The sequence below is a fragment of the Telluria aromaticivorans genome (genome assembly GCF_013003915.1).
GTDB classification, from domain to species: Bacteria; Pseudomonadota; Gammaproteobacteria; order Burkholderiales; family Burkholderiaceae_D; genus Telluria; species Telluria aromaticivorans.
On the sequence record NZ_JABAIV010000001.1, the window covers coordinates 351,415 to 369,414 of the forward strand.

The window sequence follows — 18,000 nt, forward strand, 5'->3', positions numbered from 1 at the left end:
AGCCCTCGCCGGTGAGTATTTCCGTCCGGTTAGCCTGAACATGCAGGGTGGACGGGGTCGTCCAGGCCAGTGGCCTGGACGACCCCGGCCGCGCGTCCAACTCCGATGTGATCTGCCACAGCGCATCGGGGATTTGAACGCGCGACCGGCGAGGCCGGCCACCTTACGCCTTTCTAAACAGCATTACGTAACGGCGAGTCCTATCTTCCTTGACCCGCCGGACGCGGCAGCCGGTGCCGGAAGATCCACAGGTAGAGGGCCGCATTGATGAAGAGCACCCCGGCAGCCAGCCCGAACTGCAGCCCGCGCGTCAGCGCGCCCGGATAGATCAGCGGCAGCAGGTAATGCTCGACGAAGCCGCCGCTGTAACCAGCCCCGCCCGCCAACGAACGCAGCCAGACCTCGGCATGGGTCAGCGGGCACACCCCGCCGATCACCTCGATCCCGACACCCCAGGCGGCCGCCGCCAGGTGCACCGGCAACAAGCGCCGCCGGCGCGCCACCAGCAGCGCGCCGAACACGACGAACAGGATGAAGCCGAGGTGCAGCAGCAGCACGGCATCCGCCAGCAAACGATAAGCCACGGTCGAGAATCCTTCCGGTAACAGGCCAGGCTTCAGTGTAGCGTGCCGCAAACGGCCGCGCCATCCAGAAGTACGTGGCCCGCACGCGCCCGGCACGCGAGTCGCTCTGCCGCGCCGATGGTCGATCCTCGGCAAGGTAGTGCAAATGGGGCGTGACGCAAGGTCTTGCACTAGAATGCTGGCCTGACCCGAGGTTCTCCGCATCCTGCGCGGCGGACTTTCCCTCTACAGAAAGCACGATGAGCACTACCGACCTCCCCTTCCGCGCCACGACGCCCGAAGCCTGCACCTGGCTGGCCGAACAAACCGGATCGCCCTGGACCCTGGCGCGGCTGCTCGAGCATGAAATCACGCCCTATGTCTGGCTCGATTACGACGCGGCCCACCCCGAGCTGTTCGGCGAGGCCAACGGCGGCTACCTGGCGCCGATCTTCTTCGCCGACGATATCGCGCGCCTGGCCGCGGGCAGCGAAGATGTGCTGATCACGACCACCAAGGATGCGTACAAGATCGTCGCGCGCCTGCCTGCGCCCGGTTTCACGCGCCGGCTCGACGAGCTGCGTTTCCAGAAGAAGGACCTGGAGCGGCTGGTTGGCAAGCTCAAGCACGCGGCCGAACCGGCGCCGCCGGTGGCGCCACCGGCCGCGAAGGAATCGCAGCTCGGCATTGGCAAGGCCGAAGTGATCGAAGCTTTTGGGCGCATCGTGCGGCTGGACCTGGGCAAGGCGCTGGACGATGCCATCGGCATCTTCGGCGACGACGGCGCCCGCGTGAAGGCGAGCGCGAAGAAATCGAAACGCAACGCGGTATGGAACCCGGTCACCCTGGCCCTCGGCCTGCACGACGTCTACCGCGTGCCGCTTGGCCCCCTGAAGCGCGCCTTCAAGACTCACGACTTTCTGCTCGACTGGGACGGCAACTGGGAACAGTCGCTGCAGCTGCTCGGCAAGTAAGCCTGGACACTCAGCGCGCCAGCAGGCGCCGCAACTGGGCCGCCTGGTAGGCGCCGAAGGTGTCGCTGAACAGGGACCGGATCAAGGGATCGTCGACCACGTCGGCCAGCGCCAGCGCCGCCTCGGTATCCGGATCGAACACGGTGTCGTTGATGCGCATGTACATCGAGGTCAGCGACTCGCCGTTATCCAGCGCCGCATACAGCTTGGCGGCAGGGATCTCGGTGGTCCAGCCGAGCGGCGCGGCGTCCGCGTCGACGAGCACGGCGCTTTCTGCATCGAGGCGATAGCGCAAGCGCGTCACCTCGCCCGCGCTGCCGAACAGCGACATCTGCCAGATCCGCGGCTCGTCGAAATACTCCGAAGCCGCCTCCACCTGCCCGTATTTTCCCGGCAGGCCTGTGCGGCAGTAATCCATCACGCGCGCATGCTGTGCGTCGGTCAGCGCTGCAAAATGGCCAGCGATGTCGGCGGTCGACGGCGGCGCGGCATGGCCTTCATAGACGTAGTCGACATCCTGGTCGCCGACCGGGATCACCCAGGGCAAGGGCGCGGCAGGCTGCAGCGCGGTGGCGTCGAGCCGCACCGACATCGATGGGTTGAGGCGCACGACCTCGGCATCCGGCAAGGCTGCGCCGACTTCACGCGCGAACTGCGCGTAGGTGATCGGGAAGAAGGCGCGGTTGTACCAGGACCACGGCTCCTGCTGGAACTGGCAGGAACTCGGCACGACGTAACGGGGTTTGAGCGCGCGCAGCTGGGCGATCCACGCTTCCGGCAGGGTCGGCGGCGCAGCCGCGGCGCGCGACGGCGCCAGCACTTCGATCTCGCGCATGGTCTGGAAGGGCCACAGCACCATGTCCCACGGCCCCTCGCGCACCAGCTTCGCGAGCGTGTCTTCGTCGATCCACGAATCGACCACGTTCAACACGTTCATGCCGGCGGCCATCACCTGGAACATCGAGTCGACGTCGGCATCCATGGCTTCGCGCGGGACCACCTCGAAGGGCCCGACATGCACCGGCAGGTTCAGGGTCAGCGAGTGCACCTGGGTGAAGCCCAGCATGCGCACCATCTCGAACAGCTCATCGAAGATGCAGTAGATGTAGAGCGGCGTGCTGCGTTCAAGCAGGTCCAGGCTCTCGAGCGAGCAGTGGTCGTCGTGGAAATGCGAGATGAACACCGCGTCGTATCGCTGGGCGCGGATCGCATCGCGGTCAAAGCGCACGTCCGGGAAGGCATGGCAATTGCGGCTGAACGGGTTCTCGAAGATGGTATCGAAGGCGATGCGCACGTCCTCGCACTCGAACACGTAGCCTGCATGCAGGATCCTCGAAATTGTCAGTCCTGTATCTGCCATGATGTCCTCCGTAGAAGCCCGCATTCTACAACGCCGGATGGCCGGTAGCGCCCGCAAGGCCTGGCGTTCTGCGCTACCATGTCGGGTTGGCCCTGGATGCCCACCGCATTGTTTCGATGCTCCCCTCCTGGCGTGGCCTTCCTTGCCGCCCCGCCCGTACTACTCTCGCTCATAGGTAACCAACGTGTTCGCTGTCCTTTCCCTCGACATGGGGGCCGCCATGAAGACCCTCGTGCTGACCCTCGACCTGGTCGGCACCTTCGTGTTCGCCCTCAGCGGCGCCATGGCGGCCTCGCGCCGCCGGCTCGATATCTTCGGCGTGCTGGTGCTCTCGTTCGTGGCCGCCACCTCGGGCGGCATCGTGCGCGACCTCCTGATCGGCGCCACGCCGCCGGCGGCCATCAGCGACTGGCGCTACTTGGTCATTTCGACCCTGGCCGGGCTGGTCATCTTCTTCTGGTACCCGGCCATCGGCCGCCTGCGCAACCCCGTGCTCATCTTCGATGGCGCCGGGCTGGCGCTGTTCTGCGTGGCCGGCGCACAGAAGGCGCTGGTGTTCGGCCTGGAGCCCGTGATGGCGGCCCTGCTCGGCATGTTGACCGGCATCGGCGGCGGCATCGCGCGCGACGTGCTGCTGTCGAACGTGCCGGCCGTGTTCCGCTCCGATATCTACGCGGTCGCCGCACTGGCCGGCGCCTCGGTGGTGGTGATCGGCGATGCGCTGCAGCTGCCCACCACTGCCACCGCCTGCGCCGGTGCCGCCCTGTGCTTCGGCCTGCGCCTGGCCGCCATTCGCTTTGGGTGGCACCTGCCGACCGCGCGCGCGCCGGAGAACGAGGCCGAGACCGACAAGATCGACCAGGGACGGTAGGCCGCCAGCCGCCACCAATGCCGCTCAGTTAAGCGTAGGGTGGCCGGGGTCATTCAGGCCAGTGGACTGAATGACGAACGGCCCCGCCTCCAGCTCCGATCTGATCTGCCACAGCGCATTGGTGGTTTGAACGCGCGGCCCGCAGAGCCGGCCACCCTACATTTCTTACGCTAACTGAACGGCATTAGCCAGCCGCCGCCGCTTGTTGTCGGCAAACTGCCCAGCTACAGTGGGCAGGCTTCAAGCCGACGCGCATCGCCGGCATCCTGATCGACGGCGTCGATGGTTCATGGGGCATCGTGCCCGACGACATCCGCGCGATCAGCGGGTATCCGGCGTCGATCCCGGGCGACAGCGATCTTCCGTCTTCTTGAACGAACCGGGTTAGCCGCGGCTCGCCGGCTGGGATACCGATACCGGTATCGCCAGCCGCATTAAAGTGATTTGTAGAAAACGCAGAACTTCCTCAATCTGTCTCCTCACCGACCATACCAAGAAAAGCGGCCGCGCCCCGCGCGTGCCGCTGGATCCTTGCGCCCTGCTCCCGGCACTGCGCAACGAACCATCAAGATAACAACAGCGACAACGGAGACACGCAATGAAGAACACACTCTCGCTATGGGGGATGGGGGCGCTATTGGCCTCGTCGCTCCTGTCCTTGCAAGCCGCCGCCCAGGCGAGCTTCACCCCGATCACCTTCAAGAACGCTTCCGTCCACGATCCATCCGTGATCAAGGCCGGCGACACCTTCTATGTCTTCGGCTCGCACCTGGCCTCGGCAAAGTCCACCGACCTGATCAACTGGACCCAGCTGACCGACAGCGTCAGCGCGACCAACCCGCTGTTCCTGAATGGCTCGGCGAACGTGTTCACCGAACTGTCGGAAACCTTCGCCTGGGCCCAATCAAACACCCTGTGGGCGGCCGACGTACGCCAGCTCGCCGACGGCAAGTTCTACATGTACTACAACGCCTGCAAGGGCGATTCGCCGCGTTCCGCCCTGGGCATCGCGGTCGCCGACCGCATCGAGGGACCGTATGTCGACAAGGGCATCATCCTGCGCTCGGGCATGTGGGGACAGGCCAGCCATGACGGCACTGTGTACGACGCCCTGAAGCACCCGAATGCGGTCGACCCACACGTCTTCCACGACAATGCGGGCCGCCTGTGGATGATCTACGGCTCCTACTCGGGCGGCATCTTCATCATGCAGATGAACCCGGCCAACGGCATGCCGCTGGCCGGCCAAGGCTATGGCAAGCGCCTGATCGGCGGTAACCACAGCCGCATCGAAGGCGCCTTCGTGATGTACAGCCCGGCCACCTCCTACTATTACATGTTCACTTCTTACGGCGGCCTGGACGCAAGCGGCGGCTACAACATGCGCGTGGCGCGCTCGCTCAACCCGAACGGCCCCTACCTGGACGCACAGGGCAACGACATGGCCAACGTGCGCTCGGACGCATCGAAGCCGCTGTTCGACGACGCCTCGATCGCGCCCTTTGGCGTCAAGCTGATGGGGAACTTCCTGTTCGAGCGCAAGCTCGGCGAGACCGGCACGGGCATCGGCACCGGCTATGTCTCGCCCGGCCACAACTCCGCTTACTACGATGCCGCGACCGGCAAGCACTTCCTGGTCTTCCACGCGCGCTTCCCGGAACGCGGCGAACAGCACGAGATCCGCACCCACCAGATGCTGATGAATGCCGACGGCTGGCCGGTGGTCGCGCCCTACCGATATGCCAGGGAAACCGCAGCCACCGTGCGCCGCGAGTTCGTGGTAGGCGACTACCTGTTCGTCAACCATGGCAAGGACATCTCCGCCGCCATCAAGACATCGCAGTCGATCACCCTGCGCAGCGACGGCGCCGTCACCGGCGCGGCGAGCGGCAGCTGGACGCTGGCCGGCACCAACCAGGTCGAGCTGCGCCTGGCCGGCGCGCCCTCGCCCTACAAGGGCGTGTTCCTGAACCAGTGGGACGAGACCTCGAAAAGCTATGTCATGACCCTGTCGGCCCTGTCGCGCGAAGGCGTGGCGGTCTTCGGCAGCCGCCTGATCCCGCGCACCGACCTGCAGGTGGTGAATGCGGTCCATGCGGAACTCAGCCTGGGCAACACCGCTGCCGTCAGCGCCAACCTGGCCCTGCCGACGTCGGCCACGCGCGGCGCCGTCATCAGCTGGACGTCGTCGAATCCTGCCGTGGTGTCCAATACCGGCGTCGTGACCCCGGGGAGTAGCGACGTCACGCTCACCTTGAGTGCGCGTATCAGCAAAGGTACCGCGGCCGTGCTCAAGACCTTCACGGTCACGGTGCGCAAGACCGGTGGCCCGCTGGCCCACTATACCTTCGACGGCAGCCTGTTTGACGCGAACGGCATCTTCGCACCGGGCGCGGTGGTCGGCAGCCGCATCGACGTGGGCGGCGGCAGCATCGGCTACGAGGTGGGCATGAAGGGCAATGCGGCGGTCTTCAATGGCGCCTCCGGCATCCGGCTGCCGAACGGGCTGATCTCGTCGAACACCTACACGGTCGCTCTCTGGCTCAAGCCGGCGCAACTGACCGCCTTCACGCCGACCTTCTTCGGCGCCCGCAGCACCGATTCCTGGATCAGCCTCCTGCCAAAGGGGCACGACTTCGTGGGCGGCGCCTCGATGCTGTGGTCAGGGACTGCCTGGTATGACGCCGGCCTGGGCATGAACATCCCGGTCGGGCGCTGGTCGCACCTGGCCTTCACGGTCAGGAACGGCGCCATCGTCGTGTATGTCGACGGCGTACGCAAATTCAGCGGCACCAACTTCCCGAACGTATTCACCACCACCACCGGCATATTCGCACTGGGCGTGAACTGGTGGGATACGCCGTACAAGGGCTCGATGGACGACCTGCGCATCTATGGCAGCGCCCTGAGCGACGCCGAGGTATCGGCCCTGGCGCGTTGATCATCCCATTCATTATCAAGGACTTCGACCATGAACAAATTTGTCTTTTCCCTGTTGCTACTGCTCGCATCGGCGGGCGCCTCGGCCGGCGTGATCGGCTTTGACGATCTGCCCGGTGACGAGTCCGAAGCGATCGCCAACGGCTACCAGGGCTTCGACTGGGATAACTTTGGCGCCATCCGGGCCGATGCCTATCCGGGCAGCGGTTACGCGACAGGCGCCGTCTCGCTGGCGAACACCGCCTTCAATCGCGACGGCAGCATCGCGGCGATTTCCAAGGCCGGCGGCTTCGATTTCATCGGCGCCTATTTTACGTCCGCCTGGCTCGAGCAGGAGCTGGCCTTCGACGGCTGGCGCAACGGGGAGCTGGTGTATTCGACCAATGTCTCATTCGTGATCGACACCGTGACGCCCCTGTGGATCGGGCTCGGATGGTCGGGCATCGATACGCTGGTCATCTACAACAGCGGCGGCACGCAATGGGCGATGGACGAGTTCACCGTCCCGGAACCGGGTTCCCTGGGCTTGTTCAGTGCAGCGCTGGCGGGACTGGCGGCGGCGCGCAGGCGCAGCAAGGCGCCGCGCTAAGGTGGGCCTGGCCGTACGGGGCATGCACCGCCCGTGCGGCCTGGTCTACGATTCCTCGCCAAAATCGGCCTTCGCGGCAAGAACGCGCTTGAGCGACGTTTCCGGATCGAGGCCCGCCATCATCAGGTTGATGATCTCTTTCTTGTCTTGCGCCGTCACCTTTTCACATGCGGCACGGTGCGAGCAGAAATAGGCGTACCAGGACACGTCTGCCGGGCGCTCTTTCCTCGGCTTGAGCCGTGCCGGGACGGCGGCGCGTGCCGCGCCCGCATACGTAGCCAGCTGGGCGTCGGCGACCGACCAGTCGAAGCCTGCCACGGCGCGCTTGTCGGCTTCCCAGTCGCCCTTGTAGCCGGAACCAGGACGCATGGTCGACCTGTTCACCGCGAGGCAGGCAAGCTTGGGGTAGGCGTTAGCCCGGCAAAAGTCCTCGACGAAGAGCAGCTTCATTCCGATGCCGACCGGTACCGCGCGGTCGAGGACCGCATCCTTCGGGTGCAACTGGCGCGCCATCGCGAGCAGGTCGCCGTAGGTGATCGGCATGCCGCGCAGCGACCGTGCGCAATGGACGAGCGCTTCGTAGAGCCGTGCGCCGACTTCGACGTCGTTGTGCGTAAACTGTATCTTTGCCCCGGTGCTGCCTGCCATCGCTACTCCCTCCCATTGCCGACAGCCCTACAGGTGCAAGCCTTGTCGAACCACAAACGAACCAAGCCCGGTGGACATGAGATGCCACCGCGGTCATGATGATCAAAGAGCGCGATTTTACATCAGCGGTGGATGCCGATCGAACAGATCAATATGACGCGCACTATCCTGACCGCGCATTGGCTGGAGCAGAATCTGCCACAATAGGCCCTGAACCGGCCACACCCAGGCGTCGTCGCGCCATTGGCCCAATCGCACGTCCATTCATCAGCACAACCGCCACACCATGTACTCCGAATTGAACCGCGCGTCCATCACCACCCTCGTCAACGAGTTTTATACCGACATCCGGCGCGACCGTGTGCTGCAGCCCGTGTTCGACGGCGCCATCGGCGCCAACTGGGAACCCCATCTCGAGCGGATGGTCGATTTCTGGTGTTCGGTCATGCTGGCCAGCGGCGAATTCAAGGGCAACGTATTCGGCAAGCACATGCAGCTGCAGGGAATCGAGATGGAGCATTTCAGGCACTGGCTGGCCCTGTTCGAAACCCATGTGCGGCGACTGTTCCAGCCCGAGGTGGCCGACGAGTTCCTGGTGGTGGCGCGGCGCATCGCCGCCAGCCTGCAATACGGTTACTTTGGCCGTGCCGAAGCCGTCTGACTGGAGCACCATGAAAAACCTTCCCGCCCACGTCGTCCACTACAAGACAACGCCCGAGTTCACCCAGGACACCGTGCCATCCGGATTGCAGCGCAATCACACGACGGCGGCCGGCGTGTGGGGCCGCATTGTCATCCACGAGGGCAGCCTGCGCTATGTGATCGAAGAGCCGGAGAAGGAAGAGCATCTGCTCGGTCCGAACACGTCAGGCATCGTCGAACCGCAAGTTGCACACCATGTCGCGATCGAAGGCCCGGTACGTTTTTCCGTCGAGTTCCACCGGTAAGACGCGGCACAGCGGTTCCCAGTTGCGCCGAGGGTCCAGAAAACGTCTGCGGCGTGACGGTACTAGCCGACCGCCCTGGTCTTGTGCCCATTCGCAAAATCCCGCAACACCTCGCGCGCCGCATTATGCCCCGGCGCACCGGTAACGCCCCCGCCCGGGTGCGTCCCCGATCCGCAGGTGTACAAGCCAGCCACCGGTCCGCGGTAATCCGCATGGCCCAGCATCGGGCGGGCCGCAAACAGCTGGTCCAGCCCCAGCGCGCCGTGGAAGATATCGCCGCCGACCAGGCCGAAGGTGCGCTCGAGGTCCAGCGGGCTCATGATCTGCCTGCCGAGCACCGACTGCTTGAAATTGGGGGCGTAGCGGTCGACGGTGTCGATCATGAGATCGGCGACTTCGTCGCGGTGCGCGTCCCAGCTCGCCCCGTCGGGCAACTGCGGCGCCACGTGCTGGCAGAACAGGCTGGCCACGTGCTGGCCAGGTGGCGCCAGCGTGGAGTCGAGCGTGGAAGGAATCAGCACCTCGACGATCGGTTCGCGCGACCAGCCGGAGCTGCGGGCGTCGTGGTAGGCGCGTTCCATGTACTTGAGGCTCGGCGCGATGATGATACCGCTGCCGTGGTGCTCCGCCATCTCCCTGCCAGGTAAACAGTTGAAGCTGGGGAGTTCCGACAGCGCGACATTCATGCGGAAGGTTCCGGAACCACAGCGCCAGGCCCGCATGCGGCGCAGGAAATCGTCTGGCAGCGCGCCGGGATCGACCAGCTTGGTGTACAGCAGGCGCGGGTTCAGGTTCGATACGACAACGCGCGCATCCAGGCGTTCGCCCCTGGTCGTGACCACGCCGGTGGCGCGGCCCTTTTCCAGCAGCACCTCTTCGACGCCGCAGCCGGTGCGGATCTCGACGCCCCGCGCTTGCGCCGCCTTCGCCATTGCCTGCGTGATGGCGCCCATGCCCCCGATGGCATGACCCCAGGCGCCCCTCTTGCCGTTGACTTCGCCGAACACGTGGTGCAGCAGCACGTAGGCGGACCCCGGCGTATAGGGGCTGGCGTAATTGCCCACCACGCTGTCGAAGCCATAGACGGCCTTGATCGGATCGCTTTCGAACCAGCCATCCAGGTAATCGCCGGCGGACTTGGTGAAGAGATCCAGCAGTTCGCGCTGGGTGGACAGGGACAGCTTGCGCATCCGGTTGCCGAGTTTGCCCGCCTTGATGAGCTCGGGCAGCGCGCTAAGCCAGCTGCCGGTCACGAGGTTCGGCGGCGTCTGCAGCACCAGGTCGCGCAGCAGGTCCGCTGCCGTGTCCAGGTGGGCGTTATAGGCATCGAGACGGCCGGCATCAACCTGCGAAAACCTCGCCACCTCGGATGCGGTCTTGCCTGCGCCGATCTTCAGGTAGCTGCTGTCGTCCAGCGGCAGGAAGTTCGACAGCGGGCGTTCGACGATGCGCAGGCCGTGGCCGGCCAGGTTCATGTCCTGGATGACTTTTGGATTGAGCAGGGAGACGGTATAGGCGGCGACCGAGTTGCGGAACCCGGGGTGGAATTCCTCGGTGACGGCGGCGCCGCCGACCACATCGCGCTGTTCGAGCACGGTGACCTTCAAACCGGCGCCGGCCAGGTAAAAGGCGCATACCAGGCCATTGTGGCCACCACCTACGATGATCGCGTCGCGCATCTGCTTCCTCCAAAGAAAACAGGACTATTGTGTGCCAACCAACAAGAAATTGCACCTGCTAAGTTGACGAGGTTTGGTGCGGCCCGCCCTGGCCTTACTCCAGGGCGCGGTGGCGCGACTCCACGTCCACGCACAGGATCGCGATGGCGGCAAGGGCCAGGCATCCGGCAAGCATGGCCAGCGCCAGCGTGAAGTGGGTCGCCATTACCGGCGCGATGATGGTCGGCGCGAGCAGGCCACCGAAGCGCGCGACGGCGCCCGCCATTCCCATGCCGCTGGCGCGCAGGTCGGTCGGGTAGACCTCGGGCGTGAACGCATATAGCGCGCCCCAGGTGCCCAGCAGCGCAAAACTCATCAACAGGGTCGCTCCCACCACCACGCTTGTCGCGCTGCCGAAACTGTAGAACATGCAGCCCAGGGCGCTGAGCAAGAGGAAGCCGACCAGGGTCGGCTTGCGTCCCCAGCGCTCAACGCCGTAGGCTGCCAGCGCGAATCCGGGCAACTGCACCAGCGCCAGCACGATCAGGAATTCCTGGCCGCGCATGAAGCCGAAACCTTCGGCGCCCAGCTTTACCGGCAGGTAGACGAAGACGCCGTAGTAGGCAATCGAGATCAGCGCCCAGGCCACCAGCAGCGCCAGGCTGCGGCGGCGCAGCCTGCTGGAGAACAGCGCGGATAGCGCCCGCTTCACCGGCGATTCCGGGATCAATGCGGGGATCGTCACTTCGCGGCCGTTGGCGGCGGCGACCCGCTGCAGCACCTCGCGCGCCTGCTCCGGTTTGCCGCTGCGATTGAGGTACATCGGCGATTCGGGCACATACAGGCGCAGCACGACGCCGACCAGGGCGGGCAGTCCGGTGACCAGGAAGATCACCCGCCACGCATCGTCGCCCCGTTGCGCCGCCAGCAAAGCCAGTATGGCGAGCAGGATCGTGCCGACCGCCCAGAACGATTCGAGCAGCACCAGCCAGCGCCCGCGCCGGTCGCTGGGCAGGAATTCCGCCATCATCGTGTAGTCCACCGGCAGGGTGCCGCCGACGCCGATCCCGGTCACGAAACGGAACGCGAGCAGCCATGCGAAATCTGGAGCAAAGGCCGAGGCCACACCGAAGCAGGCATCGAGCACCACTGCCGCCATCAGCACCGGTCGGCGCCCGATCCGGTCCGCCAGGCGGCCAAAGGCGAAGGCCCCGACCAGCATCCCGATGAAGAAGAAGGTGCCGCTCTGGAGCGCCTGCGGCATCCCGATGCCGAAGGTCCTCGCGATCGACGGCGCGCTGAAGCCGATCGACAGCACCTGCATGGCGTCGGCCATCCAGACCAGGCCAAAAATCATGAACAGGCGGTATTGGAACTTGCCGACGCCGGCGGCCTGGATGCCCTGCTCTATTGTGATCGGTGATGGCGGCAACGTGTCTTCCCCCTGGCGCGGTGGCATGCGGTTGTAGTCGGCGATTGATTGTCGATCCCTCGAGCGGCCCGGCGAAACAATCCTGTGCGCGCTAGTTTGCAGGAAAGGAAGGCAGAGAACAGTGCAATGGAAAACAGATAATCGACAAAAGCCCTCGCCGGCGGCGTGTTGGCATCCGGCGAAGCACAATGTATCCTGTGGCAACTTCCTGCATTGCCAACTACTACGAAAGAGTCACATGAAACAACTGCTCTCCTCCTGCGTCATCGGCCTCACACTCACGCTGGCCCTGGCTGGCTGCGAGCGCGCCAAGGCGCCCCAGCAGGCAGCGAGCGCCGCTCCCGTGGCGTTCCAGAAAATCGATACCGTGACCGGCACCGGCAAGGAAGCGGTCGCGGGCGCCACTGCCGTGGTCAATTACACCGGCTGGCTCTACGAACCGGGTGCAGAGTCCAAACATGGCGCCCAGTTCGATTCCTCGATCGGGCGCGAGCCCTTCAGCTTCGAACTCGGCGCCGGCCGCGTCATCAAGGGCTGGGACGATGGCGTGCAGGGCATGAAAGTGGGCGGCAAGCGCACCCTGATCGTACCGGCCGACATGGGTTACGGAGACGGCGGCGCAGGTCCAATTCCACCGGGCGCCACCCTGATCTTCGACGTCGAGCTGCTCGACGTGCGCTAAGCCGCGTCGTCCACGGGAAGCCCCCGGCGAGGGGCTGGCCGCTCAGCGCACCCGGCCCTGCATCTCCAGGTGGATCCGCGCACTGCCCGGGTCGTCCGACGTCACCGTCAGCTGGCCCGTGTACAAGCCGGGGAGCTTGGGTTTGCCATCCGGGCCGGTGCGCACACTGAGCTTGTAGGTAATCGCGACGCTCTGCCCCGGCTTGAGCGTGACGGGCATCGCGCCGCCGTTCGGCTCGACGATGGCCTCCGGCCAGGCCAGCACCCGGCCATCGGAAAATACCTGGGTCAGCTCCGACTCATACTGTGCGTTGAAACCGTATTCCCAGGCCGGCCCCTGGCCGCTCAGGTCATCGACGCCGGTGAGCGCGAACATCGAGCCTATCCGCACATGCAAGTCGGCGTCGCCCCGGTTCGAAAAGGTGATGACGCGTCTCGCACTTGCTCCGCCGACCGCGTCGGGCATCACCACCGGCACCGTCAGCGCCCCGCCGTTATAGTGCTTGCCATCGATGAGCAGCCTGGGTTGCGCGCCCACGGGTGCCTGGCGCATCGTGATATACGGGTCGCCCTGGATGCTGTCCGGAGTACCCTCCATCCGGCCATACAAGGCCTCCGCGAAAGTGCTGCCGGTCTGCAGCATCGCGTATTCGTTCTTGATGATGTCTTCCTCATAGGTACTCGCCACCAGCACGACGGCCGTCGGGCCGCGCGTGAGCAGGGCCTCGCCGCGCATCAGGAGGGTGGTGCCGACCGATTGCTCGTGGAAGAAATTATGCGAACTGCAGGACACCATCTCGACATACTTGGCCTTGACGAACTGCGGGGCAAGTTCGGAGGCGTACCAGTTGGTCGCATCGTCGGAATAAAATTCCCCGATTTTGCCGGTGCCTTCGAACTGCAGGTAGCGGGGATCTCCATGCACACTGGCCGCGCAGATTTCGTTGTTCTGTCGCAGGCAGTCGAGGAACTGGTCGCGCCGCTCGGTCGAGCTGCCCTTGTTCACGTAGCTGATCGCATCGGCAGGATACAGGCTCACGCCCGACCACAGCCTGGACAGGTCGCCCCACTGCCATCCGGGCCCGCCGAACCAGGCAGCCTGATAAAAACGAAAGTGCCGTGTCCACTTCGCGTTCGCGGCACTGCTGGCCCGGTGGTAGGCGATCATCTGGTCCAGCTTGTTCGCAACTTCAGCCGGCTCGGCGAGCGCAGTCGTGCCGCGCAGGATCGACACGACCAGTCCGTTCCGGCAGCGTGGTTCGATGGAGCGCAGCGCCAGCCCATTGAGGACCACGCCGGCATCGTTCATCTGGAACGCCGGGCAGTCAGGCATCCGGTACAGGTCGAGGAACGGCGCCTCGCCGGAGGAAGGAATCGGAAGCTGGCCCACCAGGATGGCGCCGTCATTGCCGCGCAGCTGCTCGCGTATGGCCCGGATCGAACCGGCCGCCTGCAGCACCGTCACGCTCCACGCCGGGCCATTTGTACGCAGGCGGCTCAGGTCTTCCTGCATCGCGTTCGCGAGCGCGACAAGCCTCGATCCGCTATCGGCCATGCGTTCCGCCGAGGCGAGCAGGAGAAGCTTGCGGGTGCCCGGCGCCACCTCATCGACTGCGCCCGATGCAAGCGCGGCGAGGCGCCCGACTTCCTGGTCGATGTGGCCCTGCACGGCGGCATCGTCGGCCAGGGCTGGAACGTTGTGCAGCATCGCGCGCACCACTGCGTTGGCTAGATGCCCGCTGTACGCGCCCGACTGGCCGGCCGCATCGATCCCGCGCGTAAACCCGATGGCGATGCGCGTCTTGCGTTCAATGAGCTCGGCATCGGTGCCGCGGGCGCCGGCCAGGACCGACAGCAGCACGCCTGCGCGTGTCGCGCCTTTCTGGTTGAGCGCATGGGCCCAGAACTCAGCTCCCGCGATGTCGGGATCGCGCGACAACAGGCCGCGGTACACGGCATACACCCAGGTAAAATCGCAGCCGATCCAGTCGCAATAGGGATAAAGCTGCCGCGATTCTGCGCTGTCGGCGAAGCTGTCGAGCAGACGCCGGACCGTCTCATTGGTTCGATAGGCCTTGTCCAATTCGGGAATCGTCGAAGGAGCATTGGCGGTACGGAAGACTTGCCCGTAATAGGCCATCCCGGCCGGATCAGCGGGCCGGCCAAAGAAACCGATATACAGTTGCTGGACCAGCTTCTCATGCGTGGCATCGATACCGGCCGCTCCACGCACGGCCTGCATGGAACCGGTGCCCTGCGCCTGCTGCTGCTCTCCACCGCAGGACGCCAGGACGACGGAGACCGCCAAAATCGCCAACCGGATGAATGTGCGCATGAGGCCGCCAGCAAGGTCGAAAACCCGATGTTATTCGAAATGCAAGGCCTTGCGCTGATTTCTGCCCCGTCCGCCCCAAAAATATGAGGCATGGGTAACAACTGCTCAGTTTAAAAAAAACCCGCCGAAGCGAGCTTTATGCAGCACGTGAAACCAGGTGCGGCGGGGACGCCTGGCGGCTGCAGCCAGGGGACTTGCCGGCCATCCCCGGCTTACTCCGCCGCGTCTAGGAAGAAGATCGCATAGGCCTTGGCCGCCGTTTCCACCGTCGGCTTTTCCACCTGCAGCTGGGCGCAGTCTTCTGCAACGAGGCTGCGCCAGTTACGCATGCCTGCATTCGAGAACAAAGGATTGGCCTTGGCGTTCAGGCTGATGTCCAGTGCGAGCCGGGCGTTGCGCGGTCCCGTCTTGCCATAGCTTACGCCACGCAGTTCGATGCCGTAGGCGGCCAGCCATGCTTCCCACAAACCGGACTCGGTGCCTTGGACAATGCGCTCCAGCATGTCATTCAGCGAAACACCTTTCTTGACCACGCCGCGCAGGAAGTCCAGCGATGGCGCGAAGCGCGCGTCGGTGCTTTGCTTGCCCGCGCCGCGGTCGGCGATGGCCTTCAATTCCTTCGAGAAGGTCGCATCGCGCTCGGTGTAATCGCGCACGCGGTTGTAGAAATCGCCGTCGAGGAAGGGATTTTCAGGACGCCCTGCAGGCGTGCCTTCCGGTTTGCCGGCTGAATGCAGTTTTTTGTTTGTCATGATGTTTGATACGTCGATGGTGGGGCGGAGTGTAGCACTGTCAATTACCAGCACAGCGGGCCCGCGCCTTGTGGAGTTTCTTGTAGCTGTCGATCAGGCGGTGGTGCCTGTCGAGGCCCTCCAGCTTCATGCTGGTCGGCGTCAAGCCGAAGAAGCGCACGCTGCCATCCACCGAACCCAGCGCCGCATCCATGCGGGTGTCGCCATACATCCGGCGGAAATTGACCACGTAGTCGCCAAGCTCCAGCTCGTCGTCAAGCGTCACTTCGAGCACCACGTTCAAGGCCTGGTAGAACAGCCTGCGCTCGACCGTATTGTCGTTGTACTGCAGGAAGGCGCCGGTCAGTTCGTGCGCTTCTTCGAACTGCTGCAGGGCGAGGTGCACCAGCAGCCTCAGCTCGAGGACCGTTAGCTGGCCCCAGTCGGTATTCTCGTCGAACTCGACGCCGATCAGGGTGGCGATGTCGGAGTACTCGTCCAGCTCGTTATTATCCAGGCGCTCGAGCAGCGCCTCGAGGCTGGCGTCGTCCAGGCGATGCAGGTTCAGGATGTCTTCGCGGAACAGGAGCGACTTGTTGGTGTTATCCCAGACCAGGTCTTCGACCGGATAGATCTCTGAATAACCCGGCACCAGGATGCGGCAGGCGACGGCGCCCAGTTGGTCGTATACCGCGATGTAGACTTCCTTGCCCATTTCTTCGAGTATGCCGAGCAGGGTCGCAGCTTCTTCCGCATTGGCGTGCTCGCCCTGGGCCGTGAAATCCCATTCGACGAAATCGGTATCCGCCCTGGCGCTGAAAAAGCGCCACGACACCACGCCGCTCGAATCGATGAAATGCTCGACGAAGTTATTCGGCTCCGTCACCGCATGGCTGGCAAAGGTCGGCTGGGGCAAATCATTCAGGCCTTCGAAACTGCGGCCCTGCAGCAGTTCGGTCAGGCTGCGCTCCAGCGCCACCTCGAAACTCGGGTGCGCGCCGAAAGAGGCAAAGACACCGCCCGTTTTCGGGTTCATCAAGGTCACGCACATGACCGGGTAAGTGCCGCCCAGCGACGCATCCTTGACCAGCACCGGGAAGCCCTGCTCTTCCAGGGCCGCGATACCGGCCACGATACCCGGGTATTTCGCCAGCACCTCTTGTGGCACGTCCGGCAAGGCCATTTCGCTCTCGATGATTTCACGCTTGACCGCGCGCTCGAAGATCTCGGACAGGCACTGCACCTGCGCTTCGGCGAGCGTATTGCCGGCGCTCATGCCATTGCTGGCATAAAGGTTCTCGACCAGGTTGGAGGGGAAATACACGGTCTCGCCATCCGACTGCCGCACGAAAGGCAAGGCTACGATCCCGCGCTCGGCATTGCCGGAGTTAGTGTCGACCAGGTGCGAGCCGCGCAGCTCTCCGTCCGGATTGTAGATATCCCGCGAGTGGTCGTCGAGGATCCCGGCTGGCAGTGCATCTTTCTTGCCCGGCTTGAACCAGCGCTCGTTCGGGTAGTGGACAAAGTCCGCGTTCGCGATATCCTCGCCCCAGAAGGCGCCGGCATAGAAGTGGTTGCAGTTCAGGCGTTCGATATATTCGCCCAGGGCCGAGGCCAGCGCGCTTTCCTTGGTCGCGCCCTTGCCATTGGTGAAGCACATCGGCGAATGCGCGTCGCGGATATGCAGCGACCACACGTTCGGCACGATATTGCGCCACGAGGCGATTTCGATCTTGATGCCCCAATCGGCCAACATGCCCGACATGTTGGCGATGGTCTGCTCCAGCGGCAAATCCTTGCCGACGATATAGGTGCTCGACCCGGCGTCCGGCTGCAAGGTCAATAGCGCCTGCGCATCGGCATCCAGGTTCGCGACTTCTTCGATCACGAATTCTGGCCCGGCCTGCACCACTTTCTTCACCGTGCAGCGGTCGATCGAGCGCAGGATACCCTGGCGGTCCTTGTCCGAGATATCCGCAGGCAGCTCGACCTGGATCTTGAAAATCTGCTGGTAACGGTTTTCCGGGTCGACGATATTATTCTGCGACAGGCGGATGTTCTCGGTCGGGATGCTGCGGGTGTCGCAGTACAGCTTCACGAAGTAAGCCGCGCACAGGGCCGACGAGGCCAGGAAATAGTCGAACGGACCAGGCGCCGAGCCATCGCCTTTGTAGCGGATGGGCTGGTCGGCGATGACCGTGAAGTCGTCGAACTTGGCTTCAAGGCGAAGCTTGTCGAGAAAATTGACTTTGATTTCCATAATAGAATTCC

15 protein-coding genes are annotated in these 18,000 nt (G+C 64.3%); 7 read left to right on the forward strand and 8 right to left on the reverse strand.

Translation table 11 applies throughout. The annotated features are described in order from the left end of the window. Positions 1–200: 200 nt before the first annotated feature. On the reverse strand, positions 201–584 hold the full coding sequence (locus HGB41_RS23325) for a DUF2784 domain-containing protein (protein WP_171080438.1): 384 nt from the start codon (positions 582–584) through the stop codon (positions 201–203). Between the two features lie 239 nt (positions 585–823). Here HGB41_RS23325 and HGB41_RS01645 point away from each other — a divergent pair, with 239 nt between their 5' ends. Beyond that, the gene (locus HGB41_RS01645; RefSeq protein WP_171080441.1) at positions 824–1,537 is read left to right on the forward strand and encodes a hypothetical protein; all 714 of its coding nucleotides are present in this window, start codon (positions 824–826) and stop codon (positions 1,535–1,537) included. Between the two features lie 10 nt (positions 1,538–1,547). On the opposite strand, the gene HGB41_RS01650 is transcribed toward HGB41_RS01645, so the two are convergent. Further along, entirely contained in the window at positions 1,548–2,897 is a 1,350-nt protein-coding gene (locus HGB41_RS01650; protein ID WP_171080443.1) for an MBL fold metallo-hydrolase, read from the reverse strand. A gap of 184 nt (positions 2,898–3,081) precedes the next feature. Here HGB41_RS01650 and HGB41_RS01655 point away from each other — a divergent pair, with 184 nt between their 5' ends. From HGB41_RS01655 to HGB41_RS01665, 3 genes are all read left to right on the forward strand, one after another. Next, positions 3,082–3,768 (forward strand): trimeric intracellular cation channel family protein, encoded by a 687-nt coding sequence (locus HGB41_RS01655; RefSeq protein ID WP_371868417.1) that lies wholly within the window; start codon positions 3,082–3,084, stop codon positions 3,766–3,768. A 598-nt stretch (positions 3,769–4,366) separates the two neighbouring features. Further along, on the forward strand, positions 4,367–6,709 hold the full coding sequence (locus HGB41_RS23805) for a family 43 glycosylhydrolase (protein WP_212760789.1): 2,343 nt from the start codon (positions 4,367–4,369) through the stop codon (positions 6,707–6,709). A gap of 30 nt (positions 6,710–6,739) precedes the next feature. Next, the gene (locus tag HGB41_RS01665; protein ID WP_171080445.1) at positions 6,740–7,297 is read left to right on the forward strand and encodes a PEP-CTERM sorting domain-containing protein; all 558 of its coding nucleotides are present in this window, start codon (positions 6,740–6,742) and stop codon (positions 7,295–7,297) included. Between the two features lie 45 nt (positions 7,298–7,342). Here HGB41_RS01665 and HGB41_RS01670 read toward each other — a convergent pair whose 3' ends face one another. Continuing rightward, the gene (locus HGB41_RS01670; RefSeq protein WP_171080447.1) at positions 7,343–7,945 is read right to left on the reverse strand and encodes a hypothetical protein; all 603 of its coding nucleotides are present in this window, start codon (positions 7,943–7,945) and stop codon (positions 7,343–7,345) included. Positions 7,946–8,231: 286 nt separating this feature from the next. Between HGB41_RS01670 and HGB41_RS01675 the strand changes: the two genes are divergently transcribed. Both HGB41_RS01675 and HGB41_RS01680 read left to right on the forward strand, forming a co-directional pair. Then, on the forward strand, positions 8,232–8,606 hold the full coding sequence (locus HGB41_RS01675; RefSeq protein ID WP_171080449.1) for a group III truncated hemoglobin: 375 nt from the start codon (positions 8,232–8,234) through the stop codon (positions 8,604–8,606). Between the two features lie 10 nt (positions 8,607–8,616). Further along, the gene (locus HGB41_RS01680) at positions 8,617–8,892 is read left to right on the forward strand and encodes a TehB family protein (RefSeq protein ID WP_171080451.1); all 276 of its coding nucleotides are present in this window, start codon (positions 8,617–8,619) and stop codon (positions 8,890–8,892) included. A gap of 62 nt (positions 8,893–8,954) precedes the next feature. On the opposite strand, the gene HGB41_RS01685 is transcribed toward HGB41_RS01680, so the two are convergent. Continuing rightward, complete coding sequence (locus HGB41_RS01685) at positions 8,955–10,571, reverse strand: phytoene desaturase family protein (protein WP_171080453.1); 1,617 nt, start codon at positions 10,569–10,571, stop codon at positions 8,955–8,957. Positions 10,572–10,665: 94 nt separating this feature from the next. Beyond that, entirely contained in the window at positions 10,666–11,982 is a 1,317-nt protein-coding gene (locus HGB41_RS01690; protein ID WP_171080454.1) for an MFS transporter, read from the reverse strand. A 238-nt stretch (positions 11,983–12,220) separates the two neighbouring features. On the opposite strand from HGB41_RS01690, the gene HGB41_RS01695 reads away from it, so the two are divergent. Further along, on the forward strand, positions 12,221–12,664 hold the full coding sequence (locus HGB41_RS01695) for an FKBP-type peptidyl-prolyl cis-trans isomerase (RefSeq protein ID WP_171080456.1): 444 nt from the start codon (positions 12,221–12,223) through the stop codon (positions 12,662–12,664). A gap of 42 nt (positions 12,665–12,706) precedes the next feature. Here the strand turns inward: HGB41_RS01695 and HGB41_RS01700 are convergent, their stop codons facing one another. From HGB41_RS01700 to HGB41_RS01710, 3 genes are all read right to left on the reverse strand, one after another. Next, positions 12,707–14,998, reverse strand: a complete 2,292-nt coding sequence (locus tag HGB41_RS01700) for a DUF4214 domain-containing protein (protein ID WP_171080458.1) — start codon at positions 14,996–14,998, stop codon at positions 12,707–12,709. A 212-nt stretch (positions 14,999–15,210) separates the two neighbouring features. Next, the gene (locus HGB41_RS01705; protein WP_212760790.1) at positions 15,211–15,750 is read right to left on the reverse strand and encodes a hypothetical protein; all 540 of its coding nucleotides are present in this window, start codon (positions 15,748–15,750) and stop codon (positions 15,211–15,213) included. A gap of 40 nt (positions 15,751–15,790) precedes the next feature. After that, complete coding sequence (locus tag HGB41_RS01710; protein ID WP_171080460.1) at positions 15,791–17,989, reverse strand: OsmC domain/YcaO domain-containing protein; 2,199 nt, start codon at positions 17,987–17,989, stop codon at positions 15,791–15,793. Between the last annotated feature and the right edge of the window lie 11 nt (positions 17,990–18,000).

Coding starts and splice junctions, on each gene's coding strand:
- HGB41_RS01710 (WP_171080460.1), bottom strand. CDS start 17,989: ATGGAAATCAAAGTCAATTTTCTCGACAAGCTTCGCCTTGAAGCCAAG.
- HGB41_RS01665 (WP_171080445.1), top strand. CDS start 6,740: ATGAACAAATTTGTCTTTTCCCTGTTGCTACTGCTCGCATCGGCGGGC.
- HGB41_RS01695 (WP_171080456.1), top strand. CDS start 12,221: ATGAAACAACTGCTCTCCTCCTGCGTCATCGGCCTCACACTCACGCTG.
- HGB41_RS01670 (WP_171080447.1), bottom strand. CDS start 7,945: ATGGCAGGCAGCACCGGGGCAAAGATACAGTTTACGCACAACGACGTC.
- HGB41_RS23805 (WP_212760789.1), top strand. CDS start 4,367: ATGAAGAACACACTCTCGCTATGGGGGATGGGGGCGCTATTGGCCTCG.
- HGB41_RS01680 (WP_171080451.1), top strand. CDS start 8,617: ATGAAAAACCTTCCCGCCCACGTCGTCCACTACAAGACAACGCCCGAG.
- HGB41_RS01700 (WP_171080458.1), bottom strand. CDS start 14,998: ATGCGCACATTCATCCGGTTGGCGATTTTGGCGGTCTCCGTCGTCCTG.
- HGB41_RS01705 (WP_212760790.1), bottom strand. CDS start 15,750: ATGACAAACAAAAAACTGCATTCAGCCGGCAAACCGGAAGGCACGCCT.
- HGB41_RS01685 (WP_171080453.1), bottom strand. CDS start 10,571: ATGCGCGACGCGATCATCGTAGGTGGTGGCCACAATGGCCTGGTATGC.
- HGB41_RS01645 (WP_171080441.1), top strand. CDS start 824: ATGAGCACTACCGACCTCCCCTTCCGCGCCACGACGCCCGAAGCCTGC.
- HGB41_RS01675 (WP_171080449.1), top strand. CDS start 8,232: ATGTACTCCGAATTGAACCGCGCGTCCATCACCACCCTCGTCAACGAG.
- HGB41_RS01650 (WP_171080443.1), bottom strand. CDS start 2,897: ATGGCAGATACAGGACTGACAATTTCGAGGATCCTGCATGCAGGCTAC.